A 21,357-nucleotide genomic window follows, 5' to 3' on the forward strand; every position below is an offset into this window, starting at 1 on the left:
GCCCCCGGGTGGGGCGCCGCGCGTCCGGAGCGGGTTCAGTACAGCACGCGACTGCGCAATGTGCCGGGGATGGCGGCCAATTGGTCGCGCAGCGCGGCCGACTGACGTTCGTTCGCGGCCACATCGATCACCACGTAGCCCACCTCGCTGTCGGTCTGCAGGAACTGCGCATCGATATTGATGTTGCCCGCCGAGAACAACTCGTTGATGCGCGAGAGTACGCCGGGCACGTTGCGATGGATATGCAGCAGGCGACGGCTGCGCGGGTGCTCCGGTAGCGACACCTCGGGGAAGTTCACCGCCGACAGGGTGGAACCGTTGTCGCTGTAGCGCACCAGTTTGCTGGCCACTTCGATGCCGATATTGTCCTGTGCCTCCAGCGTGCTGCCGCCGATATGCGGCGTCAGGATCACGTTGTCCATGCCCACCAGGGGTGAGACGAAGGCATCGTCGTTGCCCTTGGGCTCTACCGGGAACACGTCCACGGCGGCGCCGGCGATGTGTTCTGCTGTCAGTGCCGCCGCCAGCGCGTCGATATCCACCACGGTGCCGCGTGATGCGTTGATCAGCAGCGAGCCCTTGCGCATCTGGGCCAGCTCACGCGTGCCGATCATCAGCTTGGTGGCTGGGGTTTCCGGCACATGCAAGGTCACCACGTCGGCACGTTCCAGCAGGTCGTCGAGGCTGTCGGCGGCGCGCGCATTGCCCAGCGAGAGCTTGGATTCGATGTCGTGGAAGATCACCCGCATGCCCAGACTCTCGGCCAGCACGCCGACCTGGGTGCCGATATGACCGTAGCCGACGATACCCAGCACCTTGTCGCGCACCTCGAAGCTGCCGGCGGCGGACTTGGTCCAGCCGCCGCGATGGCAGAGGGCATTCTTCTGGGGGATGCCGCGCAGCAGCATGATGGCTTCGGCGATCACCAGCTCGGCCACGCTGCGGGTGTTGGAGTAGGGGGCATTGAACACCGGCACGCCGAGCCGCCGAGCGGCATCGAGGTCCACCTGGTTGGTGCCGATGCAGAAACAGCCGACGGCGATTAGCCGTTTGGCCTGCTGAAGCACGTCGTCGTTGAGGTGGGAACGCGAACGGATGCCGACGATGTGGGCATCGGCGATACGGGCCTTCAATTCGGCCTCGGGCAGGGCCTTTTCGTGGAATTCGATCTGGCTGTAGCCCGCACGATGAAAGGCTTCCACCGCGCTGCGACTGACGCCTTCCAGCAGGAGCACTTTGATGTCTTGTTTCGGGAACGAGGTCTTCATGGCCATGGCACGAGAAAGGTCCCCCGCACTATGCCAGACCTTGGTGCCAATTTGCGGCGTTGCAGCACTGGACGCTGCGCCCCATCGCTGGCAGGCTGGGCAGACACCTGGGAACCCTGCGCAATGATCGATGCCCGTCTGGCCGAGTTGGCCGACCGCCTGCCCAACCTGCGATTGCTGACCGCCCCCGCCGACCTGGAGCACTACGGCCGCGACTGGACCCGGCGCTGGACGCCGGCACCCTTGGCGGTTGCGCTGCCCAGCGAAGTGGCCGAGGTGCAGACCATCGTGCGCTGGGCCAACGCGCACAGCGTCTCGCTGGTGCCTTCCGGCGGCCGCACAGGCCTTTCGGGCGGCGCCGTAGCGGCTCGCGGGGAGTTGGTGCTGAGCCTGGAGCGCATGAACCGGTTGCTCGGCTTCGATGCGGTCGACCGTACCCTGAGCGTGCAGGCCGGCATGACCCTGCATGCGGTGCACGACGCGGCACGGGAGCAGGGCCTGATCTATCCGGTGGATTTTGCCGCGCGCGGTTCCTGCTCTATCGGCGGCAATATCGCCACCAATGCCGGTGGCATCCGCGTGATCCGTTACGGCAATACCCGCGAATGGATCGCCGGACTCACCGTGGTCGCGGGCAACGGCGAACTCCTGCAGCTCAACCGTGGCCTGATCAAGAACTCAAGCGGCTATGACCTGCGCCAGTTGATGATCGGCTCGGAAGGCACGTTGGGCGTGGTGGTCGAAGCTACTCTGCGGCTCACCGATCCGCCGCCGCCTTCGCAGGTGATGCTGCTGGCGTTGCCGAGCATGGATGCGTTGATGGATGTGTTCGCACTCTTTCGCGCCCAACTGCACTTGCAGGCTTTCGAGTTCTTTACCGACACCGCGCTGCGCCACGTGCTGGAGCATGGTGCGCGGCGCGCCATCGACGGCGAGCATCCGTATTACGTGGTCACCGAGTTCGATGCCGACGAGGCCGCCCAGGAGCTGGCGCTGGCGACGTTCGAGCAAGGCGTGGAGCACGGCTGGATCAGCGACGGCGTGCTGGCGCAGAGCGAAGCGCAGGCCATGGCCTTGTGGCGATTGCGCGAAGGCATCACCGAGAGCCTGGCGCCGTACAAGCCGTACAAGAACGACATCTCGCTGCGCATCAGCGCGCTGCCGGCATTTCTGCACGAGATCCAGGACCTATTGGGTCGCGAGTACCCGCATTTCGACGTGGTGTGGTTCGGCCATATCGGGGACGGCAACCTGCATATCAACGTGCTGCGCCCGGCCGATATGTCGGAAGGCGATTTCATCGCACAGTGCGAGCACGTTACCCGGTTGCTCGCCGATACCTTGCAGCGCCATGGCGGCAGTATCTCGGCCGAACATGGCATCGGTCTGGTCAAGCGCGCGTACCTGGGCAGCACGCGAAGCGATGCGGAGATTTCATTGATGCGTGGCGTGCGCCAGGTGTTCGATCCCAAACGCATCCTCAACCCCGGCAAGTTGTTCGACTGACGCGTGTCAGGGGGCAATGGCGCCCGCGGGTACGGCGCAGGTAGCGGCTGATGGCCGTAAGTTCGGCCTTCGCCGGCTCCGCGACTTGTTCAAGCGTTCCCTAAGCAGGAACTAAGCCCCGCGGCGCATGCTCGTGAGACCTCACTCACCGTGCCCGCAACCATGCAACGACTCCTGCGCCATACCCTGATGGTTTCCCTCGGACTGCTGCTCACTTCCCATGCCCTGGCCGCTCCGCAGAGTGCCGACTACCGTGTGCTCTCCAGGCTTCAGCTCGGCGGCACGGGCGGTTGGGATTACCTCAGTTTCGATGCCCAGCGTCGTCACCTGTTTGTCACCCGTGGCGATCGGGTCGAGGTGGTCGATGTGGACCAGCAAAAGAAGATCGGCACTATCCCCGGCACGGCCGGCGTGCATGGCGTAACGCTGGATCAGGCCGCGCATCGCGGCTATGCCAGCAATGGCCAGAGTGCTTCGGTGACGGTGTTCGACCTGGACAGCCTGGCGGTGGTCGCCACCGTCAACGGCACCGGCGAAAAGCCCGACGCCATTCTTTATGACCCGGCGTCCAAGCATGTGTTTACCTTCAACGGCAAAGGCCATTCCTTCAGTGTGATCGATACCCAGCGCAACACGGTGATCGCTACGGTGGCGTTGGCGGGCAAGCCGGAGTTTGCCGCCACCGATGAGCAGGGTCACATTTTTGTGAACCTGGAAGACCGCGCCGAACTGGTGAAGATCGACACCCGCACCAACACGGTGGCCAGCAGCTGGTCGCTGGGCACGTGCGAGTCGCCCACGGGCCTGGCCATTGACCGCAAGCATCATCGCCTGTTCTCCGTATGCGACAACCGCCAGATGACGGTGAGCAATGCGGACACCGGCAAGGTGGTGACTAGCGTGGCGATTGGCGAGGGTCCGGATGCGGTGGTGTTCGATGAGGGCACGGCTAACGTATTCAGTTCCAACGGCGAAAGCGGCAACATCACGGCGATACACCAGGACGACGCCGACCACTACAGCGTGGCCGCCACCGTGACCAGCCAGCCCAGCGCGCGCACGCTGGCGCTCGATCCCAAGTTGCATCGCCTCTACCTGTCGGCTGCCCAGTTTGCGGGCGAGCCGCCGGCCGAGGGCAAGCGCCCGGCGATGGTGCCCGATAGCTTTACCGTGCTTACGGTGGGAAGCCCCTAAGCGCTGGCGCGATGCACGCCGCAAGGGCCGTTGCACCGGCTTGCGGCGTGCAAGACCCGCGACAGGGGGCGTGCTAGCCTATTTGGCCGTCCCCCGTTGGCTTTTGGAGCATGAGCATGTCGCAGGTCCTGCATTCCCTATACCCCGAGATCGAGCCGTACGACACCGGCATGCTCAAGGTGTCGGACCTGCACACGCTGTATTACGAACAGAGCGGCAACCCCAACGGTAAGCCGGTGGTGTTCCTGCACGGCGGCCCCGGCGGCGGCACCAATCCCAAATGTCGACGCTTTTTCGATCCGGCGGTGTATCGCATCGTGCTTTTCGATCAGCGCGGCTGCGGCAAGTCCACGCCGCACGCAGAGCTGAAAGACAACACCACCTGGCACTTGGTCAACGACATCGAGCGCCTGCGCACGCACCTGGGTATCGATCGCTGGCAAGTATTCGGTGGTTCGTGGGGTTCGACCCTGGCGCTGGCGTACGCGCAGACGCATCCCGAGTGCGTCACCGAATTGGTGTTGCGTGGCATCTTCATGCTGCGCCGCTGGGAGCTGGAGTGGTTCTACCAGAAGGGCTGCGACGCGTTGTATCCGGATGCGTGGGAGCCTTACCTGGCAGCCATTCCCGAAGTGGAGCGCGGCGACCTGATGAGCGCCTACTATCGTCGTTTGACCAGCAGTGATGCGCAGGTGCGCGTGAACGCCGCGCGCGCCTGGTCGGTGTGGGAGGGTGCGACGAGCTACCTGTGGCAGGACACCTCGCACATCCAGTCGAGTGGTGAAGATGAGTTCGCCCTGGCGTTTGCGCGTATCGAGTGCCACTACTTCGTGCACGGCGGCTTCTTTGAGCATGACGACCAGCTACTGCGCAATGTTGAGCGCATCCGCCATATCCCTGCCGTGATCGTGCAGGGCCGCTACGATGTGGTGTGCCCCATGCGCAGTGCCTGGGATCTGCATCGCGCATGGCCGGAGGCCGATCTGCGCATCGTGCAGGATGCCGGCCACTCAGCCTTCGAGCCGGGCAATATCTCCGAATTGGTGCAGGCGACCGACCGCTTTCGCGGTTAACGAACCTGCGCGCTGATGACGCGGCCTCGTCCGGCAACGGACGGGGCCGTGTCGTTTATGGCGTGGCTGATGGCGTGCGCGCAAACACATGCAAGCCCTGGTTGGCGCGCTTGGCATGGCGCTTGGCGCGTGCGGCCAGGGTGGCGATGGATTGGGCGCGCTGAGGCAGCGGTGGAATCAACTCCACGGCGCCCATCACCACCGTGGTGAATGGAAAGAACTGCGATGTGCCGCGACGGTCCTTGCCGCGCAAGCCTCCGCGTACCACGTCGGCGGCGTCGAACAAGGTAGGCGCTCGCGCATTGAAGGTGTCGATGACACGCAGACAGCGCGCTTGCCAGTCCGGGCTCTGGAACAGCGCGACAAAATCGTCGCCGCCGATATGGCCGATGAAGTCCAGTGCCGGGTCCACATGCTCGCTGAGCAGACCGGAGAGCAGACGGATCATCTCGTCACCGCGCGAATAGCCGTAGTGATCGTTGAATGGCTTGAAGTCGGTGAGGTCTACATGCACGACGGCAAAGCGCTCGCTGCCTTCGAGCAGGCGTTCGAGGTGTTCCGTGGTGGGAATGTTGCCGGGAAGAAACGTCAGTGGGTTGGCGTGTCGCGCTGCATCGATGCGCAACTCGCTCACGCGGCGAACCAGTGCTTCGCCGGTACCCAGGCCGCGATAATGCCCGGCGCTGGTGACGATGAAACCGTCGCTCAGGTAGCGTTGATCCTCGCCGCGCAGTACGTCGGCCAGGCTTTCCAGGCTGCGCTGTTCATCGCAGATCAGCGGCGCGCTGTTCATCAACGCGGTGCAGGATTTACGTGCGAGCAGTTCGCGCGCAAAGGGCTGCGCCATGCGCTCGTTCACCAGTCGTCGATTGATCAGTCCGATGGGGTTGCCTTCCTTGACCACCGCTACGGCGTGCAGTTCGGGATGATCGACAAACAACGCCATCACCTCGTCATTGGTCTGCCGTGGATGCACGGGAGGCGCCTCGATCAGCAGATGGCTGACCTGCGTGGGGCGCTGCGTGATCGGTCCACGTGGCCTGGGCAGCACGGACACGGCGGGAACGCGCAGCACTTGCTGCGCTTCGGCGCTGGCCTCCTGCACTGGCGCCGCTACCGGGCGACCAATCAGGAAACCCTGCACGAAAGGTACGCCCAGATCGCGCAGCACGCGCAGGTCCGCTGGATCTTCCACCCCCTCACCGACGAGGTCGGTACCCAGCGATTCGGCCACCTGACACAAGGCGCGCACGATCGCCAGGCGACCGGCGCTACGCGAAAGGCCGTTGATGAGATAGCGGTCGATCTTCACTACATCCGGGTGGATCTCATTCCACATCTCGAAGTTGGAATGCCCGTTGCCGAAATCATCCAGCGCAATGCGCACACCATGCGCACGCAGATAGCCCAGCGCGTGGGCCAGCCGCGCTGGATTCTCCACCACGTCGCGTTCAGTGACTTCCACCGTGATACGCGCGGGGTCCAAACCACCGGCGGCCAGTGCGGCCAGCACGTCGTCCGGGCGCATGGCGTCCTGCAGGATGGCGTGCGCGCTGAGGTTCACCAGCAGCCGCCCTTGCGTGCCATGTCCGGCAAACGCGCGACAGATCGTGCGGGCGGCATGCAGCTCCAGCTCCGCCAGGCGCCCTTCGGTACGCGCGAGGTCGAGCAAGTCGAGGATCGAGCAGGGTTCCGGCAGAAGGGCGCAGCGGCTCAATCCCTCGTGGGCGACCACCTCCAGCGTGTCCACGCGCACCACCGGCTGGAAGACCGGAGTAAGGCTTCCAGCGGTGAATGCGCGCTCGAGTATGGCGGCAGAGGTGTTGTCGAGGGCAAGGGTGGCTGGCATGCCTTGGTCGGTTCAGGCCGTAGCGGCCCGGGGCAAATGCGTCACTGCAGGTGAGGGGCGCGCTTCGTGCGCGGCCCCGGGGGGAAGATGAAAGAAGGCGACCTGACGCCCCAGTGCCTCGGCATCATTGGCCAGGGCATCGCCGGTGGCGTGGATATCGTGCACCAGGCCGGCGTTGGCCTGGGTCAGGCGATCCAGATCGAGCACGGTCTGGTTGATCTGGTGTATATCCTGCGCCTGACGACGGCTGGCATCGGAGATCTGCGCGACCAGTTCGGCAACGCGGGTGACGCTGCGGGCAATGCCATCCAGCGCCTCGCTGGAATGGGTCACCTTGCTGCGCGCCAGCGCTACCGCATCGCCGCTTTGCGTGACCAGACGGCGGATGTCCTTGCCCGCATCCACGCAACGGCGCGCCAATTGACGCACTTCGCCGGCTACCACGGCAAAGCCGCGGCCGCGCTCGCCGGCCTGGGCGGCTTCGATGGCCGCATTGAGCGAAAGCAGGTTGGTCTGAAAGGCAATGCTGTCGACCAGATCGACGATCTCGGCAATGCGGTGGCTGGCGCGTTCGATGGCTTGCATGGAATCGAGCGCCTCATCCGCCACTTCGCGGCCCTGCTCGACATGACCCAGCGCATCGCGTGTCGCTCGCGCGGCATCGTTGGCATGGCTGGCGCCTTGCACGGCCATGTTGGCCATCTGCGTCATCGATGCTGCGGTTTGCACCAGGCCGGCCGCCTGGCTCTCGGTACGTTGATGGAGTGCCTGGTTGTCGCGGGTAAGGTGTTGCGCGCGGACATCCACCGACTGAGCGCGATCGCGCACCTGGGCAAGCACGCTGGCAAGCTGCGCATCCATGGCGGCCAGCGCTTGCAGCAGCTGTCCCAGTTCGTCGGCCGCTCCGATCTCCACCGGTTCGCCCAGCTTGCCGGCGGCAATGCGCGTTGCGAGCTGCGTGGCGTTGCGCACGCGATGCAACAGGCTGCGCATCAAGGCGCGATCGAGCAACACCGTACCAACCAGGGCAATTGCCAGTAGTGCCAGCAACAGCCACATGCCTTGTCGATCGGCAACGCGCTGTTGTTCCACTTGCGCATTGCCCTTGGCCAGCGCGGCCTGGAACAGGTTGGCGAAATCGCTTTGCAGCGGCTCATAGGCGGGCTGTACTTCGGTGCTCAACTTCAGTGCGGCGATGTCGAACTGCCCCGCATCGAGCAGGCTCAGCGTTTCATCGATGGCGCGGTCGGCTTCGGCGCGATGCACACCGGTGAGCTTGAGGGTCTGTGCCTGTTCCTCGGCCAGTGCGCTGGCGAGCAAGGGCTTCCAATGACGCTCGGCATCCACGCGATCGGTATGGATGCGCGTATGTGCGTCATCGACCGCCGAGGGTAGCTGCGACAGTACGGCATGGACCAAGGCCTGCAGACTGCTGTTGTAGTCGTTCTGCACACGACCGACGTCAGCGACCGGGCTCAGCGAGCCATCGACCAACCCCTGGATACGGCTATCGGCGCGATGCAATTGCAGCATGCCGGCGGCGCTCATGACGGCGAGCAGCACGAGCATGACGAGCAGACGCAGCCATAGGCGCTGGCGCAAGGTCAGTCGGGGGATGCGGGTCGGCAGCTTGAACATGGGGAGTAAAGGTGAGGGACCTGCAACCGCTGTCGGCTCATGGAGCGCGAACTTTAGCCGGAATAGCCAAAAATATTTAATTAAAACAGTTTGTTATGGTAATTGTCGGCGGGCATGGGATCGCCGCAACGATGGCATTCGCAGATGTCGTTTGAATGACTTCCGTGCTTCGGTTCGCAGAACGTCCCCATAAAAAAACTCCGCCGACGGGCGGAGTTTGGGATAGACGCTGGAAGCGTGGAACGCTTATTCGCTGACGAGCTGTTTGGTGCCGAAAATCTTGTCGCCGGCATCGCCGAGGCCGGGCAGGATGTAGCCATGCTCGTTCAATCGCTCGTCGATGGCGGCGGTATAGATTTCGATATCCGGATGCGCCGCTTCGATGCGCTTGAGCCCTTCCGGCGCGGCCACCAGGAACAACCCCTTGATGCGCTTGCAGCCAGCAGCCTTGAGCATATCCACGGTAGCGACCAGGGTGCCGGCCGTGGCGAGCATGGGATCGACGATCAGCGCGATGCGTTCGTCCATGCGGCCGGTGAGCTTTTCGTAGTAGGCGATGGGCTTGAGGGTTTCCTCGTCGCGCTGCAGGCCCACCACGCTGACCTTGGCGGCCGGAATCAGATCGAGCACGCCCGGCAGCATGCCAAGGCCAGCGCGCAGGATCGGCACGATGGTGACCTTCTTGCCCTTGATCTGGCGCACCGTGAGCGGGCCGGCCCAACCATCGATAGTCTGCTCAACTGTCTCTAGATCCTTCGTGGCCTCGTAGGTGAGCAGCGCGGCGACTTCCGAGGCGAGCTCGCGAAACTCCTTGGTGCTGATCCCGGCGCGGCGCATCAAGCCCAGTTTGTGCTGGATGAGCGGATGACTGACTTCGACGATTTTCATGGGGTAAGCCTGGCTACAGAGTCGAGCGATTGTCACCTACCGGGCGTGATCGGGGCGAGCGGTTTGTGCAGGCGGAGCTCTTTGTCGATACGCGTGGCTGCGACGAGCGCAGGATCGTGGCTGACCAGTACGAGCGTGCCGCGATAGCTGGCCAGCGCTTGCTCGAGCAACGCACGGCTGTCCAGGTCAAGGTGGCTGTCCGCTTCGTCGAGCAGCAGCAAGTCGTAGGGTTCGGTGGCACTGTCCAATGCGAGCAACGCCAGTTTCATGCGTTCACCGCCGCTTAGCGTGCCCGCCGGCAAGTCGGCACGTTCACCGCGTAAGCCGATGCCGGCCAGGTAGTCGCGATAGTGCGTTGGGGTATGCCCAGGCGATAGGCGTTGCAGGTTGTCCAGTGCACTCTGCGCGTCGCGTAGCAGGCTGCAGTACTGGTCGATCAGCAGCGTGCGTTTACCACGGCGGATGCGTCCCGCGCGCAGCGGCCGGTGTCCGCTGATGGCCGCCAGCAGGCTCGATTTTCCGCTGCCGTTATCGCCATGCAGATGGAGGCGTTTGCCGGGAGTGAGGTGAAGGTCGATCGGTTGGTCGTGCCCGTGCGGCGGTATCGCACCTTCGAGCTGGAGCGAGGCGTGGGTAGCCGCTTGGTGGCCGAGGTCGAAGCGATGGACGCGATGCATGTCCACGTGTTCGCGCGCCTGGAGAACGTGTGCCAGCAGGCGCGCCCGTTGTGCCCGCTGTGCCGCGAGCAGGCGGGCACCGGTGTCTTGCGAGCGCTGCTTGCGCCTGTCGAGCAGAATGGTGGGCATATTGGCATTCGCGCGTTCGCGACCCGCTTTCTGTTGACGTTGCGTCAGGCGTTGGCGCTCTTGCTGTTGTCTTTGCTCCAAGGCTCTGTGTTCGCGGCGCGCCTGATCCAGCTGGCGTTCGGCTGCCTGTGACTCGGTTTCGCGATGGGCCGCATAGCTTGCGTAGCTACCTCCATGGCGGCGCAGGCCCCGTGGAGACAACTCGTCGATGCTTTCGACATCGGCGAGCAGGTGGCGATCATGGCTGACCAGCAGGTAGCCACCCGTGTGTGCGGCGAGACGTTCCCGTAACCATCGATGGCCGCATTGGTCGAGATGATTGCCAGGCTCGTCGAGTATCAGGAAATGGTGCGCCAAGGCGAACATCTGCGCCAACCGCAGTCGCACACGCTCGCCGCCGCTGAGGCTTGCCCAGGGGCGGGCGAGATCGTTGGGCGGTCCGGCGTCGTCGAGCCAGTGGCGGGCACGTTCCCTCACGGACCAGTCATCGCCCAGCACGTGAAAGTCCATGGGGTCCGTGCTGCCGGCTTCGATGCGTCGCAGGGCGTCAAGCTTATCGTCGAGGCGAAGCGCTGACGCGACGCTGCCGGTGAACGAGGTCCATCGTTGCGGCAGGTAGGCGATATCCATGTGGCGCGTTACGTGGCCCTGCGTCGGCGCGAGTTCGTCGGCGAGCACGCGGGCCAACAGTGACTTGCCGCTGCCGTTGCGCCCGACCAGGGCGTGCCGGCCGGTGGCATAGGTAGCGTCGATTTCGTTGAAAACGGGGTCATGGCCGACCGGCGCAAAACCAAGTTGTCGCGCGATGATGGCGATGGCTGTCATAGACCTCTCCGAAAGAGATGTGGCATACGACAGGGGGCTGGCGCGATGCGCGCGCGAGGGATGTCGACCGCCCTGTCACTCGAGGCCGGACAAGACTCGCCATGAAAGGCGGCAGTCAGTCGGCAGGCGAGTGGCTTAGAGGCGCATGTCGGCGGTGAATCCCTGAAAGGCAATGAGCGCGAAGCATAACCGGCACCGCTTAAGCGTCGATAAAAAGCGGTTGGCGATCACGGGACATGAACGGCCAGAGCAGGGCGCCGGTCATTACCGGCGCCCTCGTGGCGGTAACGCGATCAGTGCGCGGCAGCCGGCGCGGCATCTCCGGATAGACAGTGGCTCATGAACTGCTTGCGGGCGTCGCCCTTGAGGCTCTTGGCCTGTGGGTCGGCGTTGCAGGACTTCATCTTCTCCTGCTGGGTCATCTTGGTCGGTGCGGCCGATTCGCCCTTGAGGCAGCTGCTCATGAACGCTTTGCGTTCATCGCCGGTCTTACCCGTCGCCTGCTTGTTGCAGTCGGTCATGCGCTGTTGCTGGGCGTTCTTGGCAGGGGCGCTGCTGTCGGCCTGCGGTGCGGCGAAAGCGGTGGAAGCGGCAAAAGCCAGCGCGAGGCTGGCGACCATCAGGCTCAAACGCGAAGACATGCGGGTACCCTCCTGGATGACCGGCGAGTGCCGGCCGTATCAGTCTATGCCTGCGAACGCATGCGATGGGAGGGGGCATCCCGGCCTGTTGCGCGATGTGTTCAGCCGCCCCTCAAAACAAAAGGCCACGCCCGTCGCCGGGCGTGGCCTCCGTGAAGGCTGAAGACCTCAGTGGCCCCGGCCGTGTTCCTCGCCGCGGTCATCGTTGCGCTCATGGCCATGCGGATGGTCGTCGCGCCCGTGCGTGCCGTGGCCCGGCCCATGGGGCAGGCCGGGCACCCACAGGTCGACCACCAAGCCGTCATGATCGGACACGCCGATGGCCTTGCTCGCGTCGGTCGCGGTGGCGGCATCGGCGATCGCCTGTGCCGGGGCATCCAGATCCGCGCGACCGTACTGCATCTTCAGCAGGCGCAGTCGGGCCACCGGGTTGAGCAGCGCATGATCGAGCACTTGCACGGTCGGCACCTCGCGTCCGGAGTTGCCGGTTCCCGCCTGGGTGTAACCCTGGATCGGCCCGAACTTCTCGGTGAACAGGAACGAGTAGCGATCGTTCTGCGGCACCGATTCCACCGCGTTCCACAGCGCCGGATAGACGAGATTCTTGCCCAACTTGAGCTGGTTCTCGCTGTCCTTGTACTTGCCCGAGATCAGTCCGACCACATCGACCCAGCCGTCGCTGAATTGATAGGCATTGAAGTCGCCCACGACCAGCAGCGGTTGCCACGGCGCGACGGTTTGCAGGCGCTGTACCTGGCGGGCCAGCGAGCTGGCTTGCAGGAAGCGCTTCTGACGATCGCGCACGGCGGTGCTGTCGTCCTTGTCCACGTTGGTGCGCGCTTTCATATGCACCGAGATCACGTGGAAGCGCAGACCGCGCGCCTCGGCGGTGAGCAGCAGCGGCGGATGATCGTGCAGGAAACTGTTCTGGCCGTTGTCGTCCCAACGCTCATCGGCGCCCAGCTGTTGTATCGACACCACGCGCACGCGGTCGCTGCGCACCAGGAAGCCCACATTGATGCCGCTTGGATCGTGCCCGGGCAGCAGGTAAGCCTCGTATTTGGCGCGGTAGTCGTCGCTCAATTGGCGAGCCAGCCCTTGCAACAGCGGCAAGCTCTTCACTTCCTCCACCGACAACACATCCGGCAGTTTCAGCACGCTGCCGATATAGGCGGACAGACGCTGCGTTTTCAGCGCAACCTCGACGTCGGTCGGTTCCTTGCTGTTGCCGCTACAGGTGAATGTGGTATTGAAATTGCTGTCGCAGAAACGCTCGGTATTGAAGGCGCCGATGCGCAGTGCGTACGGCGCGGTAGGCGACACCGCGCGTGGCATCTCCGCCGCGTGCTTGAGCGTGATGGATGTGGGGATGAAGGTGTAGGCACCGAAGTCATACGAGATCACGCCTTCCGCGCGGAAGGTGGAGCCGGCGACCAGTGGCGTATTGGCCGGTACGGCTCCGAAGTCCGCCGTGTTCATCTTGAACACTTCCGGGTTGCCGCTCCAGTTGGGCAGCTGCACGCCCGCGGGCACCTGCACGCCATAACGTACGCCCGGCAGGCGCAGCGATCGTTTGCCATTGGCGGTGATGCTCACTTCGGCATACGGCTGACCGCTGAAGCGCTTGTTGCCGGTGTTGACCATGCCGTTCTCTATCACTACGCGCATGCCGACGTAGCACTGGAAATTGGTGGCGCCGCAGGAAAGCTTGTCCGGATCGGAGGAGGGGATCGCATCGCCGAACTTCACCGGCGCCGGCAGGCGACTGCCGCGGGCCGTTACCACCACGGTGGCGTTCTTCAATTCGGTGAGGCGGTAGTAATTGTCGACCGTGGCATCGACGTTCACCACATCGCCCACGCTGACGGCCGGCTTGCTTGCGGTAAACACGTAGATGCCGTTGGAGGTCAACGGGTCGGCGTCGGCGCGGGCATCCGGCGTCTGCATGGTGAACCCGTTCGGGCCGACGGCCGTGACAATGTTGCCGGTGGTCTTCACCGATTTACCGACGAGCGGCGAGATCTGCTCGCGGCCTTGTATCTGCCAGATCTCGGCGGCCACCGGGATGTCATACAGGATCGCGCCCATTGCGGTGTCGCGCGCCAGCGGGAGGTTGCCGCTGGGCTGGCTGAGCTTGATCTCGAACGCCTTGTCGTCGCTCGCCGAGGTACGGCCGTGCACCACGACATGGAAGCCGACCTGAGTCTGCCCTTCGGCGATAGTAAGGGTGGTATCGACTGGTTCGTAGTCGCCGTTGGCGACGGTGGCGGTGCCATCGACGGTGGTGGCATGCACGCTCACGCCGCCGCTAGGCGCCGGTTGGCTCAGCGTGATGGTGAATGGCATGTTGACGTTCGCCGCCCCACGCACGGTGGCGCTGGCGTCGGCGATAGAGAACGCCTGCCCCATGACTACGCAGGTGCTCGCGCTGTTGTGCGGCGCGGTGGGCGACACCACGTCGAAATCCGCCTGGTTGTCGCCGGTGTTGCGTGGCAGGCCGGCGCTGTCGATCTTGCGGCCGTACCCCTTGTCGGCGTTGCTGCTGCCCAGCGACGCCAGTGGCGTGCCGGCCTTATAGGCCGAGCCGGCGGAGAGGCCCACCTGGTCGATCAGCTGGCCGCTGCCGTCGAGAATCGCCAGGCCGCCATCGTCTGTAACGCCGGTGCTGTATTTGATGTCGCCGGCCACACTGCCGGAGTAGCCGCCGCTGGCGCCGTTGGTGAGCAGCAGGTAGCAGCCCGAGGCGATGGAAGTGCCGCTGGGCAAGGTGAGGCGCGTGCCGGCGGTGCCGCTCGCGTTGGAGGCATTGAGCTTATAGCCGGAAAGGTCCAGCGCTTTGCGGCTGCTGTTGAACAGTTCGACGAATTCGTCGTTGCCCCCGGCGGGGCCGCGTACGCGAAATTGACTGATGCTGAGGTCGGCCGCTTGTGCGGAGGTCGCCGACAGGACGATCAGCAGCGCACCCCAAAGGGCGCGCCGAACATGCATGGGTTTCATTGACCACTCCCTTCCCAGGGTCCGGGGTGGACCCCATCGGGGAGCAAGCTAGTAGGTTATTGCGACACTTTTGCGAAGAAATTGCGATATCGCTGCCGATTGCGAAGCAATTTGCGTTTTGGCCTTGGCGAACGACCCGCATCGCTGCCATGGGCAGGCGACGCGGGTCTGCGGTTTGCTCAGGCCGCTTCAGCCTTGAGCTTGCGGGGCCCCTCCAGCAGGGCCTGACGCACATGCGACACCACCAGATCCACTTCGGCGCTGGTCACCAGGAAGTGCGGCGTGAAGCGCAGCGAGTTGGTGCCGCCATGAATCACGCCCACGCCGCGCTCGCGCATGTATTCCTCGGTGGAGCCGGCGCCATAGCACTTGAACTCCGGTGCCAGTTCGCACGAGAACAGCAGGCCGGTGCCTTGCACCTTGGTGATCAGGCCACCCAGCTCGTTCTTGAGCGCATTGAGCTTGTCGACGAATTCCTTGCCGCGTTCGCGGATGTTCTGGCGCACCTCATCGCTAAGCTCGCCCAGCGTGGCCAGCGCCACATCGAGCGCGCGCGGATTGGCCGTCATGGTGTTGCCGTAGATACCCTTGCGGTACAGCTGCGCGGTCGCGTCGGTCACGGCCAGCACGGACAGGGGATACTGACCGGCGTTGAGCGCTTTGGAGAAGGTTTCCATGTCCGGCGGCGCGAGCTTCTCGAAGCCCGGGTAGTCGGTGATCGACAACACGCCGTGGGCGCGCAAGCCGGCCTGGATCGAATCGACCATCAGCAGGGTGCCGTGTTCGGCGGTGAGCGCACGGGCACGCTGATAGAACTCCGGCGTGACCGCGCGGCCCGGATCGCCTTCGCCCATCACCGGCTCGAGGAACATCGCCTCGATGAACCAGCCTTGCTTGTCCGCCTCGGCGAATACCGCTTCAAGCTGGGCCAGGTCGTACGGCGCCACGGTAATCAGCGTGTCTTCGTTGCGATAGCTGGCCAGGTGCTGCAGATAGGTTTTGCGGGTGGAATCGGAATACAGCGCCGGCTTGTCGGTACGGCCATGGAACGCGCCCTTGACCGCCACGCGCTTGATGGTGCGACCGGCATAGCGGCCACCGGCGTCGGTCATCAGCTTGGCATTGACGTCGGCGATGCGGCAGGCCAGCCCCACGGCCTCGGAGCCGGAGTTGAGCGCGAGATAGCGCGTATACGGATTGCCGCCGCGGTGACGACCCAGTTCACGATCCATCGCCTGGGTGAAGCGCATCTGCGAGATGCTCGGTGTCATCACGTTGGCCATCACCTGCGGGCGCGCCAGCGCGGCATCGATGGCCGGATGGTTGTGACCGAAACCCAGCATGCCGTAGCCGCCGTTGTCGTGGATCACCGCACCCTTGAAGCTCACCACCCACGGACCGCGCGCAGCGGCCGGCAAGTACGGGTTGATGGCATCGTCCGGGTAGAAATTGACGAACTCGGCCTGCGTCTTCGCCAGTTGCTCGGTCTCATCCAGCTTGAGGAAATCACCCAGTTCGGCACGCAGTTCGCGATGACGCGCAACGGCTTCTTCAATCGCCTGCGCAAGCGCCGGGTGGCTGCTCGCGAAACGCTCGATGCTGGCGTCGTCGAGTCCGGTCGTCAGCGGAGCGCCGCCGAATTCGCGCAGTTCGCGCAGCTGATCAATCACGCCCATGGGTTCCTCCTTCAAGGTCGACTGGCCTGCCGTCCCGATGGCATGCGCGTCGACGTGTCAACGAATGCATGGTGGAAGCGCCTGATCGTGCGCGCTCCTGGCCTGTGCGGGCCTTGTCGCATTGCGATCCATCACGGATGTGGCAACGCAACGACCGTCCGAGCATAGCGCGGCCGCTTGTCGGCCGGTACCCCACGTGACGCTTGTCACCCGCGCCGGCTGACGCTGGCGACTGTGGTCAAACCCTTGCGCTGCCTAGCATGGCAAGCCACAAGGAGGGGTTATGACAGCTACGGTCGCCGTGGTCGCCAGCCTGGCTGGCGCGATCAAACGTTACGACGGTTTAACCGCCGTGGACGGGTTGAATCTCATGTTGCAGCGCGGCGAATTGCTCGCCTTGCTGGGGCCTAACGGTGCGGGCAAGAGCACCACCATCGGGCTGTTGCTAGGCCTGGTTCGCGCCGATGCCGGACGCGTCGAACTGTTCGGCCGCGATCCGCAGGATATCGCCGCGCGTCGCCGTATCGGGGTGATGCTGCAACAGGCAGCGCTGCCGGCCACGTTGCGGGTTTCGGAGTTGCTTGCACTCACCATGAGCTACTACCCGGCGCCGCGCACGCTGGAGGAAACCGTGGAGCTGGCGGGTATCGCCCAGTACCTCGATCGACGTTACGCCAAGCTGTCGGGCGGCGAGCAGCGCCGTGTGCAATTTGCCCTTGCGTTGTGCGGCCGGCCGGAGCTGTTGTTTCTGGACGAACCTACCGTGGGCATGGACATCGATGCACGCCAACGACTTTGGACATCCATTCGCCGACTGGTCGCGGAAGGATGCAGCGTAGTGCTGACCACCCATTACCTGGAGGAGGCAGAGGCCTTGGCGCAGCGCGTGGTGGTATTGGCGAACGGGCGCGTGGTGAGCGATGGCAGCGTGGACGAGTTGCGCTCACGCGTATCGCTCACGCGCATTCGCTGCGTTACCGACCTCGATGCCGAGGCCGTCGCCGCATGGCCGCGCGTCACCGGTGCCGAGCGGGAGGGTGGCAGCCTGAGTATTCGCACCGATGCCGCCGAGCATGTGCTGCGGCGCCTGCTGGATGCCGATCCGCAACTGTCTGGCCTGGAGGTGACGCGTGCCGGCCTGGCCGAAGCGTTCACCGCGTTGACCAACGAGCTGGCGCAGGAACGGGAGGCCGCCTGATGAATACCTTGCATGTTGCGGACGCGCCGCGCTCGATCGACCACGCCATGCCCTGGCAACGCGTGCTTGGCGCCTATGTCGCCGAAGCACGCAGTGAGTGCCTGCGCTATCTGCGCGCACCGGGCTTTATGTTGCCGGTGATGCTTTTCCCCACCATGTTCTACCTGCTGTTCGGCATTGTGATGAACCACAATGCACCCGGTGACGTGCCGCGTTACCTGCTGGCGAGCTACGCCGTCTTCGGCGTGATGAGCCCTGGCTTGTTTGGCTTTGGCGTATCGCTGGCGGCCGAGCGCGAGAACGGTCTGCTGACGCTCAAGCGTGCCTTGCCGATGCCGCCCGGGGCCTATCTGCTGGGCAAGATGCTGATGGCGATGCTGGCGGCCGGTGGGGTGGTATTGCTGTTGCTCGCCATGGCGACCGGTTTGGGTCATGTGCCGTTGAGCGCCGGCCAGGGGATGCGGTTGCTGCTCACCGGCATGTTGGGTGTACTTCCGTTTTGCGCGCTGGGCATGTTGGTCGGCGCATACGTCAAAGGACAGGGCGCGCCTGGTGTACTCAACCTCATCTATCTACCCATGTCGTTCCTGTCGGGCCTGTGGATTCCCCTTGCCATGCTGCCCGCCACATTGCAGCGGCTGGCGCCGATCTGGCCCAGTGCGCACCTGCAGCCGCTGGCGCTGAGCGCGGTGGGTTTGGGCAAGGACGCCTTGTGGCCGCACGTGCTGGCGTTGGCGGGTTATGGCCTGGTGTTTTTCATGCTGGCGGCTCGCCGCCTGCGCCGGGTCGGTTGAAGTACGATGGACCGTGGTTGGTGGCCGGGGGAGAGCGTGTGGTGCGTCAGCTGTTGAAAAACTGGTTTGTCCCCGCGCCCGATTCCCTGGTCGCCCGCGACCTGCGCCGTGCCCGATCTCCCTGGCTCAACGCCGTGCACCTGCTCTGGTCGGTGTGGGTATTCATCATCCCCATGTTCGATGGCTTCACCTGGGGCTGGGCGCTGGGCACGCTGCTGAGCTATCCGACGTTCCTGTTCCTATACGCCAAGTGCTGCACCGCCTCTCAACAGGTAGCCTACCGCTATGCGCTAGCGCTGGTGATGCTGACCTTCGTCACGTTGCCCTGGTATCCCAGTGGGCTTACCTACTTTGTGTATGGCTGCGTGATGCTGTGCACGTGTCGCATGAGCTTGCGCAGCTATCTGCTGGCACTCGCCGGCCTGAACGCGATATGCCTGGTCGAGGTCTGGTTGTTGAAGTACCCGTGGCAGGCGGTGGTATGGATGCCCGTCACCACGGTCATCGTGGGGCTGGTGGTAAATGCCGAGCGCCATGCGGACCAAAAGGAACTGGAGCTGAGCCTTTCGCAAGACGAAGTGCGTCGCCTTGCCGCGCTGGCCGAGCGCGAACGCATAGGGCGGGATCTGCACGACCTGCTGGGTCACACGCTCAGCCTGATTACCTTGAAGCTGGAGTTGTCGCGCAAGCTGTTCGATCGTGACAGCGAAGCGGCGCGCCGTGAGATGGAAGAGGCGGAAAAGGTGGCGCGGCACGCCCTGTCGGAAGTGCGCTCGGCGGTCAGCGGCATTCGCGCCACGGACCTCGCCGCCGAGCTGGCGGCGGCACGGTTGATGCTGGGCGCTTCGGCGGTGGAATTGGAAAGCGGCGAGCTGCCACCTTCTCTGCCGGGAGAGGTGGAGCGCGCATTGTCATTGGTGCTGCGCGAAGCGATAACCAACATCGCCCGGCATGCACAAGCGCGCAAGGCGCGCGTATCGGTGGTCGTGGTTGCCAATGTCTTGCAGATGGGCATCGAGGACGACGGGCGCGGCGGCATCGATAGCCACGGTAACGGTCTTAGCGGCATGCATGAGCGTGTGCGTGCACTGGGCGGAAGCTTGGCGGTGGACTCCCCCCGCGGCAAAGGTACGCGGCTGAGCATCCGGGTACCGCTGCGCGCGCGTTTGACCCTGGTGGGCGACGGCGCGGAAGCGCACGGGCAGGGCGATGGCTGGCCGGAACAGGAGCGCCACGCGTCATGATCGGCTGGCTCAAGCCGCATCCCGACTCGTTGTTCGGACAACTCGGCGCATCGAGCTATCTGCGCTGGGAGGCGTTCGCGAGTCTGGTGTGGATCGTTGCGCTGTTCGTCGGCCCGTTGACCGCCGACTCGTCGCATTGGTCGCGCTGGCTGCTGCCCACGGCGCTTTCGGTGCCCGTCTATGTGTACCTGCACCGCCAGGTGTATGCCGGGCCGTATCGCCGTTTGCCCTGGTACGCCGCGGGTATCGGTGCGCTGGGGCTGTTGTTGTGGCCATACAACGGCGTGGCGCTGGGCTATGTGGTTTCGTCCAGCATGTGCTTTGCCTATATGCATTCGCTGCGCCGCTGGTTGCTGGCCTTTGTATTGCTGGCGCTGGCGACCGTGCCACTGGCGGTCGCCATGCATGTATCGCCCTGGCTGATGCTGCTGGTGGGATTTGTCTCGGCGGTATCGGGTTTTGGTCATTATCTTCGCCTCAACAACCAGCGCCGCGACGCCCAGTTGCGCCTTTCCCAGGACGAAGTGCGTCGCCTGGCGACGGTGGCCGAGCGCGAGCGCATCGGTCGCGACCTGCACGATCTGCTTGGGCATACGTTGTCGCTGGTTACCATCAAGTCCGAGTTGGCGCGCAGGCTGGCATTGATCGATCCGCCGCGTGCCCAGCGCGAGATGGAAGAGGTAGAACGAGTGGCGCGGCATGCCCTGGGCGAGGTGCGCGCAGCAGTCACGGGCATGCGCCGGGGCGATCTCGCGGCCGAGCTGATCTCCGCGCGCCTGATGCTGGAGGCCTCAGGCGTGCGTTTTCAGGGCGAACTGCCGAACGAGATCGCGCTGCCCGAGGACATCGAGGCGCCGCTGGCGCTGGTGCTGCGCGAGGCGGTTACCAATATTCATCGCCACGCAAAAGCGGGTTCGGCGCAGGCGATTTTCACCGTGGGCAAGGATCGATTCGAGATGCAGATCAGTGATGATGGGTGTGGCGGCCTGGCCGCGCACGGCAACGGCGTCAGCGGCATGCGTGAGCGTGTGCGCGCGCTGGGTGGCAGCCTTCATATCGACTCGCCATCGCGTCATGGCACGGTGCTGACGGTTCGTGTGACGCTTCCTCACGTCAACGCCACGCAGGCGGTGGACAGGAGCGCCGCATGATCCGCGTCACCCTGGCCGAAGATCAGGCGATGGTGCGCGGCGCGCTGTCGGCGCTGCTCAACCTGGAATCGGACATCGAAGTGCTGGGTTCCGCCGCGGACGGCGAAGCCGCCTGGCGCGACCTGCAGCGCCTCAAGCCCGATGTGCTGGTTACCGACATCGAAATGCCCGGTTTGACTGGACTGGAGTTGGCGCAGCGCATTCAGCGCCACGAGATGCCCATCAAGATCATCATCGTGACCACCTTTGCGCGCCCCGGTTTTCTGCGTCGGGCGTTGGATGCGGGCGTTTCGGGCTATCTGCTGAAAGACGCGCCGGCCGAACGGTTGGCCGAGGCGCTGCGCACGGTTCATCGCGGCGGCCGGGCGATCGATCCGCAACTCGCGCTCGAAGCCTGGTCGGAGGCCGACCCGCTCAATGACCGCGAGCGGCAGGTCTTGCGGCTGGCCGGCGAGGGCCAGTCGGCCACTGACATCGCCAGCCAGCTCAACCTGTCCCATGGCACGGTGCGTAATTATCTGTCCGAGGCCATCGGCAAGCTGGGGGTGGCCAACCGGATCGAGGCGTACCGATTGGCCCGGCAAAAGGGCTGGCTGTAGCCAGCGGCGC

General features: G+C 64.5%; 16 protein-coding genes. 8 read left to right on the forward strand and 8 right to left on the reverse strand.

Annotation, left to right across the window (positions count from 1 at the left end; all coding sequences use genetic code 11):
• Positions 1-35: 35 nt before the first annotated feature.
• Positions 36-1,268 (reverse strand): phosphoglycerate dehydrogenase, encoded by a 1,233-nt coding sequence (serA, locus tag JHD67_RS01110; protein ID WP_199096470.1) that lies wholly within the window; start codon positions 1,266-1,268, stop codon positions 36-38.
• A 123-nt stretch (positions 1,269-1,391) separates the two neighbouring features.
• On the opposite strand from serA, the gene JHD67_RS01115 reads away from it, so the two are divergent.
• The 3 genes from JHD67_RS01115 (at position 1,392) to pip (ending at position 5,041) form a co-directional block, all read left to right on the forward strand.
• Positions 1,392-2,774 (forward strand): FAD-binding oxidoreductase, encoded by a 1,383-nt coding sequence (locus tag JHD67_RS01115; protein WP_199096471.1) that lies wholly within the window; start codon positions 1,392-1,394, stop codon positions 2,772-2,774.
• Positions 2,775-2,936: 162 nt separating this feature from the next.
• A complete protein-coding gene (locus JHD67_RS01120; protein WP_199096472.1) occupies positions 2,937-3,968 on the forward strand; it encodes a YncE family protein in 1,032 nt (343 codons plus the stop codon).
• Between the two features lie 116 nt (positions 3,969-4,084).
• Positions 4,085-5,041: a prolyl aminopeptidase gene (pip, locus tag JHD67_RS01125; protein ID WP_199096473.1), complete on the forward strand. Its 957-nt coding sequence runs from the start codon at positions 4,085-4,087 to the stop codon at positions 5,039-5,041.
• 55 nt (positions 5,042-5,096) lie between these two features.
• On the opposite strand, the gene JHD67_RS01130 is transcribed toward pip, so the two are convergent.
• From JHD67_RS01130 to JHD67_RS01160, 7 genes are all read right to left on the reverse strand, one after another.
• Positions 5,097-6,890: an EAL domain-containing protein gene (locus JHD67_RS01130; protein WP_199096474.1), complete on the reverse strand. Its 1,794-nt coding sequence runs from the start codon at positions 6,888-6,890 to the stop codon at positions 5,097-5,099.
• Between the two features lie 12 nt (positions 6,891-6,902).
• Positions 6,903-8,528, reverse strand: coding sequence for a methyl-accepting chemotaxis protein (locus JHD67_RS01135; RefSeq protein ID WP_199096476.1), 1,626 nt, complete (start codon positions 8,526-8,528; stop codon positions 6,903-6,905).
• A gap of 246 nt (positions 8,529-8,774) precedes the next feature.
• The gene (gene upp / locus JHD67_RS01140; protein ID WP_199096478.1) at positions 8,775-9,416 is read right to left on the reverse strand and encodes a uracil phosphoribosyltransferase; all 642 of its coding nucleotides are present in this window, start codon (positions 9,414-9,416) and stop codon (positions 8,775-8,777) included.
• A gap of 32 nt (positions 9,417-9,448) precedes the next feature.
• The gene (locus JHD67_RS01145) at positions 9,449-11,047 is read right to left on the reverse strand and encodes an ATP-binding cassette domain-containing protein (RefSeq protein WP_199096480.1); all 1,599 of its coding nucleotides are present in this window, start codon (positions 11,045-11,047) and stop codon (positions 9,449-9,451) included.
• 293 nt (positions 11,048-11,340) lie between these two features.
• Positions 11,341-11,688, reverse strand: a complete 348-nt coding sequence (locus JHD67_RS01150; RefSeq protein ID WP_233171559.1) for a PsiF family protein — start codon at positions 11,686-11,688, stop codon at positions 11,341-11,343.
• Between the two features lie 168 nt (positions 11,689-11,856).
• On the reverse strand, positions 11,857-14,685 hold the full coding sequence (locus tag JHD67_RS01155; RefSeq protein WP_199096482.1) for a lamin tail domain-containing protein: 2,829 nt from the start codon (positions 14,683-14,685) through the stop codon (positions 11,857-11,859).
• A gap of 179 nt (positions 14,686-14,864) precedes the next feature.
• Positions 14,865-16,361, reverse strand: a complete 1,497-nt coding sequence (locus tag JHD67_RS01160; RefSeq protein WP_199096484.1) for an aminotransferase class III-fold pyridoxal phosphate-dependent enzyme — start codon at positions 16,359-16,361, stop codon at positions 14,865-14,867.
• 283 nt (positions 16,362-16,644) lie between these two features.
• Here JHD67_RS01160 and JHD67_RS01165 point away from each other — a divergent pair, with 283 nt between their 5' ends.
• Genes JHD67_RS01165 through JHD67_RS01185 form a run of 5 tightly spaced genes read left to right on the forward strand, consistent with a single transcriptional unit; the run spans position 16,645 to position 21,347 of the window.
• Positions 16,645-17,559 (forward strand): ABC transporter ATP-binding protein, encoded by a 915-nt coding sequence (locus tag JHD67_RS01165; RefSeq protein ID WP_199096486.1) that lies wholly within the window; start codon positions 16,645-16,647, stop codon positions 17,557-17,559.
• Positions 17,559-18,353 carry an ABC transporter permease gene (locus tag JHD67_RS01170; RefSeq protein ID WP_233171560.1) on the forward strand — a complete coding sequence of 265 codons (795 nt, stop codon included), beginning with the start codon at positions 17,559-17,561 and terminating at the stop codon, positions 18,351-18,353. Before JHD67_RS01165 ends, JHD67_RS01170 begins: the two co-directional genes overlap by 1 nt.
• Positions 18,354-18,394: 41 nt before the next feature.
• Entirely contained in the window at positions 18,395-19,597 is a 1,203-nt protein-coding gene (locus tag JHD67_RS01175; RefSeq protein ID WP_343214277.1) for a sensor histidine kinase, read from the forward strand.
• Complete coding sequence (locus tag JHD67_RS01180) at positions 19,594-20,748, forward strand: sensor histidine kinase (RefSeq protein ID WP_199096490.1); 1,155 nt, start codon at positions 19,594-19,596, stop codon at positions 20,746-20,748. Before JHD67_RS01175 ends, JHD67_RS01180 begins: the two co-directional genes overlap by 4 nt.
• Positions 20,745-21,347, forward strand: coding sequence for a response regulator transcription factor (locus JHD67_RS01185; protein ID WP_199096492.1), 603 nt, complete (start codon positions 20,745-20,747; stop codon positions 21,345-21,347). The genes JHD67_RS01180 and JHD67_RS01185 overlap by 4 nt, the downstream gene beginning before the upstream one ends.
• Positions 21,348-21,357 lie beyond the last annotated feature (10 nt).

The sequence above is a fragment of the Dyella sp. ASV21 genome (genome assembly GCF_016428975.1).
GTDB lineage: Bacteria > Pseudomonadota > Gammaproteobacteria > Xanthomonadales > Rhodanobacteraceae > Dyella.